Genomic DNA, 11,416 nt, shown 5'->3' with positions numbered 1-11,416 from the left:
CCCATGAGCATTAATGGATGGGTCGCGCCTGCGCTGCACAGAAGCGCGAGAGCGAGAGAAAGCAGAGCGAACCTCAAGGCTCGACTTGCCCCAAGCCGGTCGATCTGCGGGGCGAGAAACAGCGCCGAGATCATGGTTCCCGCGCCATAGACTGCAACGGCTCGTGAGATCGCGGTCGGGGTCGAACCAAGAGATTTTGCCACGTCCGACAGGATCGGGCTTAGGACGAGAGAGTTTGATGCGACTACTGCCACAGCGAGCATTGTGATATAGAGTTGAGTTTTGCCGCGCGCCTGCTCCAATTTCCTCGTTTTCAATACGACTAATTCTGACGTTTGCCTTTCCACCATCGATGTCAATGTAACCCTCCACCTGGTATTGTCTAAAGCCCCCCCCCTGGTTGAGTCTGGAATGCCCTGCCTGAAAACTGGAAAAGCTATTCATGGATAGAATTGTACTCAAAAGTTGGCGGCACAATATGTCGAGCCGGCCGTGCGTTTCGATTTGTTGAGTTTTTAGGGAACGCTTGCGAGAAGCAAACGATGAATACTAGTCGATCGATTAGCTGATCTAATGATTTTCGGGATGGGTTCGCATCCGAGCGAAGAGGGTTTTGATTTCAGCGGTTACCAAACGCCGCGTAAAAACATGCGACTGGATGAACGGGTTGTTGTGTTGCCCAATAGCGGCGTCAGCCTAGTCTGCTACGAAGTCATTTGGAGGCATGGTCTGGCCGTCTTGGATGACGATTCGATCGGACGGCACGCGTTCCATACTTTTGAAAAAGCGCTTGGCTGCGCAATTCCGATGGGCACCCCGCTTGCTCTGTTCCGGACGCTATCGAAATGTCGGAGCGGCGGTCCGAGGCTACACTTTGCCCAATCGCCTAGCGACCGATCGCGCACCGAGCGCCAATTTGAGCGGCCCAGCCGAGACCAGGGCACGACGATCGACGACATCGCTGGCTGCGACACCCGCGGCCAACTTGGCGGGCATTAGTTGAGCTCATCGGTCGCCCAGAATTGATCATTTGTGGCCGGCGTTTTTTTCTGAAACCTTGAGTGCCGATCTTGAAAGAGCCGAACGCAGCCGCGAGCCTACAGCGTGCTTTCTGATCGAGCTGGGCGATCCCGCAGCGATCGGAATCGATGATATTCGAAACCAGACCGGGATGAATGGAATGCAGCGAACCTCACACGAATAGAGATTGTTGTGCCGAGTGTGGAGGGTCTGCGACTAGCTGCTCGGTGGTCTCAACAACTTCCCAGTCGACGGGCTTGACATGGCCGAACCAGGTGTGCCGCCGCTCCTCATAAGGAGACCGTTCGTCGCCTCTGTCGGGTCGGCGGATGCATGCATTGAGTTGCGTCATTCGCAATCCGTGATGCTCTCTTTTGAACCTGCAATGCTCAAGCCTGTCTAATTCTGAATTCAGCACTCTCGTGTCCTCGCGCACAGGACGAAGACAACCAGCACCGTCAGATTCACGCATCAACGCGACGCAAGGGTTTCAGCGCAGTCCCCAGGAGAGATTGATGTCAGTAGGTCGGATATCGATGCGGCTGCCGAATGTTGCCGGGGAAGGTTTGGGTGCGCGTGGTGCGGGCACGAAGGGCGTCGAGCATAGGCGGCTTGCGGCCAGGTTTGCGGCGATGACGGAGGAGGTGGAGCGGCGGGGGACGGCGCCGAAGGGGCGCTGGCCTGCAGCAGTATCGACGGAGGGAGGCGGGCTCGGGTCGTCGTCGCTCTATCTTGGCGGCCAATCGGCGATGCGCCAGCCCTGGTCGTATGCGCCGGTGCGCCACGACGTGGCGGCCGATGTCGAGACGCAGAACCGGCCGGCCGATGTCGAGCAGGGTCAGGCGGTCCAGGATGGCTGGGAGCGCGCCATATTGGACGAACAGCAGCGCCGGGCGGAGCAGCAGGACGGCTGGGAGCACACCATAACCGCCGAACAGCAGCGCGAGGCAGAAGCGGCCACGGCGGAGGCGGACGCCGAGCTGGACGATGCGCTGGCCGAGTTCGAGGCCGAGTTCAACGAGTTCAAGAACGAATGGGCGCAAGACCACGGTGCGTCGGTCGGCGCGGACGGCACGTTGCTTCTGCCGGCCGATCAGTATGAGGCCTTGGCGGCCGAATGGGAGGAAGATTATGAGGGCTGGTGGAATACCCATTCGGCCGAACTCAATGCCTCCTATGCCAACTACGGGGAGGCCGTCGCGCTGGAACTGCGGCTCGCCGCGCTCGAGGCCGAGAGCCAGGGCGAGGATCCAAACCAGGCGGTCAGCGACCAGGCGGACGAGATCCGGGATGGGCAGGATCAGACCGCGGTCGACGCCATCGATGTCGCCGAAGAGCAGGTGCTCGGGGAGACGCAGGCGGTGCGCGGGGCGCAGGTCGACTATGCCGAGGAAAGCCAGGACCTCGAGAACGCGCTCGACACCTTGGAGAGCGCCGAGGCCTTGCCGGACAACCTGTCGGACAGGCCGGAGACGGTCACCGCAGCGGGGGCGGCAGCCGGCGAAGAGCAGGCCGAAGTCGACGAAGCGGCCGCCGCGCTCGAGACCGCCGTTGCCGAACAGATGGAAGACCTCGGGCAGGAGGTGCTGGTCGAGCTGGGCGAACAGCTCGGGGTGACGGCACCCAATGCCGATCATTATCGTCCGGGCGAGCTGCCGCAGACGCTAGCCGATCTATCGGATGAGGAACTGGCCGAACTTATCCAGGAAGCGCTCGGACAGCTCGACGACCCGGAGAGCGTTGCCGATGTGATCGACACGCTCGGCGAGGACACCCGCAACGAACTGGCAGCAGCCTTAGGGGTCGAGCCGGACGAGCTCGGCGCCGTTCTTGGCGATCCCGGGCAACTGGCCGAGGCGCTGGGCGCTGAAGATGAGCAGGCCGCCATCGACATCCTGGCCGACCAGCTCATCGGCATGGCGGCCGGGGACGTCAGCGAGGCGCATGGCAACAACTCCTACATAGACGCCCTGCTGTTCGGCAGTGACGACAGCCCGGGCGTCGTGGATCAGGTTGCCGTCGATCTCCGGGCCGGCGAGTTGGGCCGTATCATCGAGGAGATCGATCCCGCCGAACTGAGCGGGGTGGAGAAGGAGCTGTGGGAGGCGGGCGACCAGGTGTCGGTGGCGCTGCTGCGCCAGCTCGGCGTCAGCTTCGTCGAGACGCAGAACGTCACGGCCGAGGGAGGCGGCGTCACCTACGCCGTCGTCGACGGGGTAAAAATAGAACTGGAATATCATGAGCAGAGGCTGCTGGGAGCGGACCCCGTGGCGCTGGCGCTGCTGTTGAAGAGCGGCTTCCGGATCGAAGGGATCGACGATGCGGGGGCGTTCACGATCACTCTCGACGGCGACGCATACGATATGGCCGGCCTGGCTGAAGAAGCCGACGCTCAGGCGTGGCTCGCGGCGCTCGCGACCCAGGCGGGGGAGGACGATGCAAGCCTGGCGACGCTCGCCGGCTTTCTGTGGCGCTCCAATGCCGATGGTCTGAGCCAGCGCGACCTGATGCTGCTTGCCGCCCATGATGCGTACGTCGCAGGGTCGGTCCGCGACCAGATGGAGGCGACGGACGACGTGCAGGAGCGATGGCGTCTCTATGACGACAACGTCGGTGCAACGCTAACCTCGGGCGATCTCCTGTGGCGCGAGACCAACGACCTGCTCGTTGACCAGGGTGGCTATGACGACATCGTCGCCGGCATTGTCGACGACGAGGCCAATCGCGACGATCTCGGCGGCGCCCTGGCCGACATGTTGAAGGGCTACACCGGAACCGGCGCCGCCGAACTCGACGCCATGACATCCACGTCGCCGGAGCATGCGGCGACCATCCTGCGAGCCGTGCTGGACAATGTCGATCTCGACACCCTCTATGACGCGGAGGGTACGGACGCATTCTTCGAGCAGCTGAGCGCCCTGGTCGAGATCGCCGACAGCGCTGGCAATCCCGCAAATTCGACGAGTTGGGCGCAGGAAGTGGCCGACTGGTGGACCGCGTCGCTGGAGCAGCGCGACGGCGGCAGCGCCGGCCATCTCTGGAACCCCGATACCGGATACGAATTCCTGCCGACGGCCCTCGAGGACACGGTTCGGTCAGGTTACGGCGCCGCCTTACCGCAAGAGGTCGCCCACGCCCTCGACGGCAAGGGGGAGACCGGCGAAACGCCCTTCACAGCAGCCTTCGAGCAGGCCAGGGATGCCTATGAGGAAGCGCTGAGGAACGCCCCTGCCAGTCCCGCGGCGATCGCACAGGCCTATGAGGATTTCCAGTCGAGGCGGGACGAGCTCGTTCCCAATTATTTCGACCGCATCATGGGCCAGGAGGGCATCGGCGAGGCGCAGGAGGTGGTCTATGGCGACGCGCTGCGCGATCTCATCGCCGCCGGCATGGATCTCGACTGGCGCAACAATGAAGTCGACCGCGCCACCGTCGACACCATCATGGACGAGATGTTCAGGGAAGCCGGCATCGACGCGGCCGATCGCGAGACCACCGCGATCACGGTGACGGTGATTCCTTATATCTACGCCGCCGAGCGCGATGGCTGGGCGACCGGCGCGCTGTTTGCCGTCGACGGTCCGGACACCGTAAGCGAGACAGTGGTGTACGGCGGCGGCTACGCCTCCACGGTCACCGAAACCGATGCCCATGACTTCGTCATCGACGGCGGGGTGATCGCCAATCTGGCCCGCCGGGCGGCCGCCAACGGCACGACGATCGACGCCATCACCAAGGACCAGCCCTGGCGGTTCGACAGCGTCAAGCACTTCCAGGACAAGAATTATCTCGCCGAGGAGGGGCTTCTTTATCTGCCCTACGAGCTGGGCGAGCAATTCGGTCTCGATATGGAGCTGTTCGGCGCCAGCGTCGACAACGACGTCCGGGTGGGAACGACGGCAGCGGCAATCGAGACGGGCGATGAAAGGTGGTTGGCGCGGGCGGATATCGCGCTGACCGCCGTCAGCGTGGGCGCCATGCTCGTGCCGGGCGGCCTGACCCTCGCAGCCCTCACCAGGGTCGCCAAAGCGACGCTCTGGGCGGCACGCCTCACCAGGGCCGCCAACGCGACGCTCTGGGCGAGAACCCTCCTGGGCAGCATGATCTACAGCGCCGCACGTGGCGCCTACGATCTCAACCAGATGCGCGGGCTGGGCATGGACATCGGCTGGTCCAATCGCGCGGCGCGCAGCACCTATGTCGACATGCTGGGCACGGTGGCGGGGATCGGGGCCATGGCCGGCGGCCGCCTCACACGCGAACTGCTCGACGCCTCCGAGCTCGGACGAGTGACGAGGGCGGCCAAAGCCGCCTATTGGGCCACGCAGGCGGGCAACCTGATCGACCTGGGAACCGGCGGCTGGCTCTCCCTCGACGGCCTGCGCCAGGTGCTGCTCGCCGGCGACGACGCCAAGGCCCGCGACTGGTTCATGGCCGTCATCGGTCCCGCCATGCTCAGCCTCGGCGGCGTGGGCATGGTGCATGAGAGCAATCAATACCATGCCCACCGGACTGGGGACCATCTCCAGGATGCGATCGACGGAGGAGAGGTGACGGACCTCGCGGGCGCAGCCGCCAACGACGCGCAGAAGCCGCACGTGCAGAGGCCGGTCAACACATCAAGTCCCGATTACAGGCCTAGTGCCCTGAGAGCCCGGCTGCCACGGGCCGCTGAAGATGCCTACACGCCGACGCCCGAACACAAGGAGCCGACGAACCTGTTTCGCGGCGATACGCGCGGCCCCGATGAAATCTTCGTTGATGGCTTCACCGCGGACGGTCAATCCTATCCCAATGGCATGATCTCGACATCTCTGTCGGCGTCCGATGCAAAGGGCTTTGCAAAGGGCGCGGATGAGGACGGGCGGCCTGACGGCAGAGGAGGGTGGCTCTATACCGTCGTGGACGATGTGTCCGACGGGGATATCGTCTCCTCATTGCCCGTGGAAAGGGGCTTCCCAAGGGGAGACCACTACGAAATTCGTTTCAGCGACACGATTCCTCCGGAGCACATTCTCGCGGCCAGGCGGGTGAGTCCCGACGGACGCCTGATCGGCGAGCCGGTCTACAATCCAGACTTCGCGGACCCCGCCCGGCTCCCGGATGCGTTGCGTGGGGAACCTCTTGACGGCGCCGCAACAAAAGAGGGCAGCACGCCGCCGCCCCTGAACCTCAAGACAGCCGCGCTGTGGACACTGGCGGTGCAACTCGGCCTCGGCAATCTGGGGCCGTTCGACATCATGAGCAGCGCGTTTGCCGGCTGGATCGCAAACGTCGGGTCGGCCTACTCGAAACTGAGTTGGTTGAGCCAGAACCATTCCATGATCGACGTGTTTGAGCTGGCCGCGAGGGGGATGAAGGATGAGGCCGAGGAGCTGCTGGAAAAGGTTATCAAGCATGCTCCCTGGTGGGGCGCTGCAAAGCTCAATGGAGAGGAAGCAGACGCTCTGCGGGACCTGGTGAGGCAATTCGCGCTGGCCGGCAACGCATACAAGCAGGCGAGGGAAGCGCTGCCGCCCGAACTGCGGGAGGCGCTGCCGGAGATCGATATCCGCAAACTGCCTGCTTCCGGCGGTGTCGTGCACGGCTGGCTTTCGGAACATCTGCAGGATGTGCCTGAGATCGACGCCATCATCACGGCAATGCGGGAGGACCAGGCCAGCGAATATTACGGTCAAGATTCGCAGACGATCTTGCAAATGTTGTCGCTGAAACTCGGCGACCTTGCCGCCGACGAGATCCCGGACGGCGGCGTGCTTGCCGAAAAGCTGTCGAGCACGCGGGAGGCCAGAGAGGCCTACCAGACCCTCTATGAACTCATGCAAGAGGCGTTGCCCAACAAGATTGACCCGAAAGGAAGGCACGAGCCCGCCGGAACATCCACATTGCCGCACTACCCCCAGTCGCTGTTTAGACTGCACAGTTACAAGCACGGCAAGCGTATGGCCGGAGTATTCGACCTGGCCGCAAGGGGAAGGGCCGAACGGGCCGCAACCCGGCTTGGCAAGATCCTGGATGCCGGCCCGCGCAACGGAGGGGCGCGGCTCACCGAAGCCGAAACCGACGATGTTTGGGCCATGGTCGACCTCGTCGCGCAGGCCGGCGCGAACTATCGCGACGCATTCAGAGCCGTTTCGTCCGAGCTGCGCAAGGTGATGCCCAGGATGACCGATGTAAGCGGGGAGAGCCGGCCTACATCCGCAGAGATCGTTCAAGGATGGTTGGAAGAGCCTGAATTCGCCAATGTTATCAATTGGATGGCGAAAGACAAGTCTGGCGCGTACTACAACAAGGATCGGGAGACGATCCTCCAGGAACTGTCCGCGAAGCTGGACCGCCTAGGACCCGACGATCTCCAGGACGGTGGCATTCTCGCTGAAAGGCTGTTGGAGACGTGGGGCGCCAGAGAGGTCTACAGGACGCTCCACCAGATTCTGCGCGAGGCGTCGCCGAGCAAAACCGAAGGGAAGGAAATCAGCCACAAGGCGGCCGAGAAATATTCGGGCAGTTCTTTGGCGCCGGCGACCAAGGTCGGATATTTCTTCAAGATGCTTTCGTTCGCTGCGCCATTCAACATGTTCCTCAACTGGCTCGCCAAGCCGATCGGCGGCTTGACCTATCCCTCCGATCCGGTGCGGGCAGGGCCGACTATGTTTGTCAAGGCGATTTATCTGGCAATCTTGAGCAAGATCGACAACCTCAAGAAGACCTATCCGTTTCCAAGATCGCCTGAAAAAGAAGAAGAACTCCAGACGCTCGATGCCGAGCGAAAAAAATGGAACACGGTCGGCGACTATATGAGCCTGTTCAGTGCTGCCAGCTACATCATGCTCGGAACATACTACGCGATCAGGGGAAATACCCTTATGGCCGGCTTGTTGTATAGCCAGGCAGCGAGCAGCATTGCGTGGGTCATGGTCCAGCAGGATCCCCATCTGAAGATTGGCGAAAGGCTGCGATTCAACCCGGACCTCATGGAAAAGCTGGAAATCCCTATCAAAGCCAAGCCGGTGATCCGCTGGAGCTCCATCTCCCTCGGGGTTGTTGTGCCGACACTGCTGGTCATCGAGGACATTCTTTCGGACAAGGAAGATTCAAAGAGCCGCAGCATCCTGGACTGGACATTCGAGGGCATGGAAGCGCTCGACGGGGATGGCTACGTGCCCGTGTGGCCCGCGGCCGGGCCAGCCCAACCAGCTCGACCGCCGGAACTGTCGGAAACGCCCGGGCCTTCGGTTCTTCTCGATCCTCTTGCGTCTCTGCAACTCGTCGCCATCGCCGGGGACGGCCTCGACCTCAGGACATTCGTCGAAATGCGTTCAAAGGAAGGCTTGGCCGAAAACGGCCGCATCAATCCCGACCTGGAAGAGCTTGGATATCGGTGGGTGGAGGCGAAGGATGGCGACAGCATTCGCCTTATTGCCAGTCGCCATTCGGTGGACGTCGCGGAAACAGTGGTGCTCAACATGGACCATATCGCTGATCCGAGCTTGATCTTTCCCGGAGACAGGATCTATCTGCCGGACTGATCTTGCCTCTTGAAGGTTCTGACGTTCCCTCTGCCCAACATAACCAACGGTTTCACCAGTATAAAATGTTGGTCAGGATCCCGTCGTCACTGGCCTATACCAGCTCGTCAACCAGGGAACGCCAGTATGGAAAGGGCCGCAAAGCTCTGTCATTTCGCAGAGGATGATAAGGGGCGGCGTATCCTGATCGCGTACGGCCGTGGCGCGGATCCGGTGGTCGAGGCGCTCCTATCCGACGCCGGACAGCCATTGCACCACTCGAAAATTGCTGAAGGCGCGTCCGAGAGGGCAAGGCCGGCCGATGGATATACGGCGCGCGCACAATGCAGCTGCGTCTGTTGGCATTCAGCGCCGCGCGCGCCCTCAGTATCGCATCCATCAGAAACGCGCGGTGAGGCTCATGCAGGGAGATAGATCCTGTCGCCAGGGAAGATCAAGCTCGGATCCGCGATATGGTCCATGTTGAGCATAACCGTCGAGGCAACATCTGCTGCATAGGCCCGCGCGATGCGTGAAATCGTGTCGCCTTCCTGGGCAAGGACCGGAGCGAACCCTTCGCGCTCCAGTCTCGGATTGCCTCGTCCTTCAATGCCGAACGGCCAAGTCGGGTCATCTGCGCCGGGGTCTGCAGCGGCTATGCTGTGCAGATCGGGATAGCCGTTCTGGCCCGGCATCAAGGACGGGTCGAAAGGCATGTTGGCTATCTCCTGCATCACCTTGGCGAAGGCGAGGTCAGAAGGTCGGTTGCCGAGAAGCTCGTCGAGCCCCAGCGCCTTGCCCCAGGCCTCAACGGCTTGGCTGAGGTCCCTGTAGCCCTCCGTCGCCAACCCGTACATGCTTGGACCCGTCTGTTTCTGTCCTTCGTCGGCCAACGTCTTCCACAGCATGATTGCGGTTGGAACCAGGATTCCCAATGAGATTGAGCTGTAGCGAATGGCCTTCTTGGTGCCAGGCGCGATGTTCATCGATTTTGGCGTCTGTTGGACCAGCACCCATCCGAAGCTGCTCCCGGCCTGGAGGAACGATCCGAGCGCAAGAGGATAGTTGCCTGCCATCAGATATTGGGCGCCGACGAGAATATTGCGGATGCCGCTGGCGATGCTGGTGTAATCTGCCAAGGTGTTGAGGCGCTTGCGGCGCGCCTCCAATGCAGCCAGCTGCTCCTCCTGTTCAGGCGTGCGCGGATAAGGATGGTCGGCTTTGTAGTCGGACAGCTCGCGCAGCGCCTTCAGATATTTCCACTGAACGATGGTTGCCGGCACCACGCCGGCTGGGTCGGCCAGGTAGCCGCCCCAACCGACAAACGAGTGCAGAAGCGAGCCGCCATGGGAAGGCATTCCCTTGCTCCCCCAGGCGAGGAGAACGTTGAAGGCGCCGCCGAAGGAACCGAGTTTGAACAGATATCCGCGCCAGGTGTCGGGGGCCATTGAGCTGCCCGGTTTTTTCTCGGCTGCCTTGTGATCGATCCGTTGCGGCTCCGATCCGCTCGGAAGGGCTTCCTTCAATGCCCCATACAGCGCCCGATAGGCTTCGCGGGCCTCTTTGGTGGCAAGAAGGCGATTGCGTAGTGGCCCTTCGCCATCGATATCCGCCAGAAGGTCGAACTTGCGCGACAGATCGGCCAGGATCTCCGCCGGTTTTTTCCCGGAATACTCCCCGCTCGGTTCCTCGCTCATTGCCGTGAGAATCCTTTTGATCTCCGGCACGGATTCCAGATTCTCCGGCAGCCAGTTCCGGATGACCTCTTCCGGCAGCGGAAGGTCGCGGATCTTGATGGTGGGCAATGTGTCCCGCATCGCCGGATCGAGCGTTTCCAGGGCAGCGCGGTATGCCGCGCCATGGTTGCCGACACGCTGCACCAGAGCTCGCAGATCTTCAGTTTCCTCGTCATTCAATGGCGCTGCGCCTTTTTTCTGGGCTCGGTCCATGATCTTGTTGAGGCGGGCCATGGCTTTGTCGACCTCACCTTTGGCGGCGAGTTCGAAGACATCGATCATTCCATGGTTGTGGGTGTACCAGGCAAGTTTCGAAAGCGCCGAGCGGTAGTAGGCGGCCGTGCTTGCTCCCTGTCCGCTCATGGCGTTGTAGATGGTGGTGATGCCAGTGAGATGGCCGAAGGCTGCCGCCAGGACCCTGGCCGCCAGTATGTAGGCGGCGGCGCGTTTGACATTGAGAGCTGGAGGCCCCTTTGTCTCTGTCCCAGACGTCTCAGCTAGTTTGGGGGAGGACGCTTCCGGCGCCGGTTGCTCGGGCTGGTTCTGCTTTGGGTTGGTCTCGCCCGCGGGGTCGGTGGATGGGTCGGGCTCACCTGCTGGGTTGGGTGTGTGTTCGGAGGAAGCGCCGCGCACATAGGGGAGGACAACGGCCTCGCCTGTATCGGGGTCGCGCACGAGGATGTGGGTCTTGGACTGGTGACGTGGATCGTCGCCGCGCGGCTGGGTTCCATCCGGTTCGGGCAGAAGGATGTCGTCGGGGCTCTTCGGCGGCAGGCCGAGATGGCGGGCGGTGATCGTCTGACCGGTCTCATCGACGAGTTCGATCGTGCCCGAGCGCGGTGGGCTGGACTGCGTTTGCTGCTGCGGCTTCGTGGCTCTGAGGTTGCGCACGCCCATGCCGGTGCCGATCGCGCCCACGCCAAGGCCGGTCAGCGCATCGGCGAGCTGCAGGCCGGACATCTGGTCGCCATAAAGGAACAGATTGTGGGCTGAGGCCGCCATCAGCGGGGCGCCGATGCCGATAGCGGTCCAGTCCATGCTACGGGCGAGGCGGTTGAGCTTGGTGGGGGAGCGCATGTAGGCTTTGGCGGCGGGGGCGAGTTCGCTGTCGGTCCTCACCGCGCCAATGCTGGCGCGCGAGGCACTCCACAG

At 62.3% G+C, this 11,416-nt stretch carries 4 protein-coding genes; 2 read left to right on the top strand and 2 right to left on the bottom strand.

Going from position 1 to position 11,416, the window contains the following annotated elements:
- Positions 1-350: MFS transporter (locus EOA29_RS42215; protein ID WP_348628876.1), on the bottom strand; the 350-nt coding region annotated here is incomplete at its 3' end.
- A 235-nt stretch (positions 351-585) separates the two neighbouring features.
- Between EOA29_RS42215 and EOA29_RS12210 the strand changes: the two genes are divergently transcribed.
- Together EOA29_RS12210 and EOA29_RS12205 are read left to right on the top strand one after the other, a co-directional pair.
- The gene (locus EOA29_RS12210; protein ID WP_127220947.1) at positions 586-999 is read left to right on the top strand and encodes a hypothetical protein; all 414 of its coding nucleotides are present in this window, start codon (positions 586-588) and stop codon (positions 997-999) included.
- 893 nt (positions 1,000-1,892) lie between these two features.
- Positions 1,893-8,549: a LysM peptidoglycan-binding domain-containing protein gene (locus EOA29_RS12205; RefSeq protein ID WP_189478873.1), complete on the top strand. Its 6,657-nt coding sequence runs from the start codon at positions 1,893-1,895 to the stop codon at positions 8,547-8,549.
- A gap of 398 nt (positions 8,550-8,947) precedes the next feature.
- Here EOA29_RS12205 and EOA29_RS41290 read toward each other — a convergent pair.
- The coding region (locus tag EOA29_RS41290) for a LysM domain-containing protein (protein ID WP_189478872.1) at positions 8,948-11,416 on the bottom strand (2,469 nt) is incomplete at its 5' end.

This window comes from Mesorhizobium sp. M1E.F.Ca.ET.063.01.1.1, assembly GCF_003998155.1.
Taxonomy (GTDB): Bacteria; Pseudomonadota; Alphaproteobacteria; order Rhizobiales; family Rhizobiaceae; genus Mesorhizobium.
Note: the sequence above shows the minus strand (reverse complement) of the source record. Positions and strands in the feature narration are given on the sequence as shown.

Bases quoted from the DNA above. Each gene is read 5' to 3' on its own strand.
- EOA29_RS12210 (WP_127220947.1), top strand. From the start codon at position 586: ATGGGTTCGCATCCGAGCGAAGAGGGTTTTGATTTCAGCGGTTACCAA.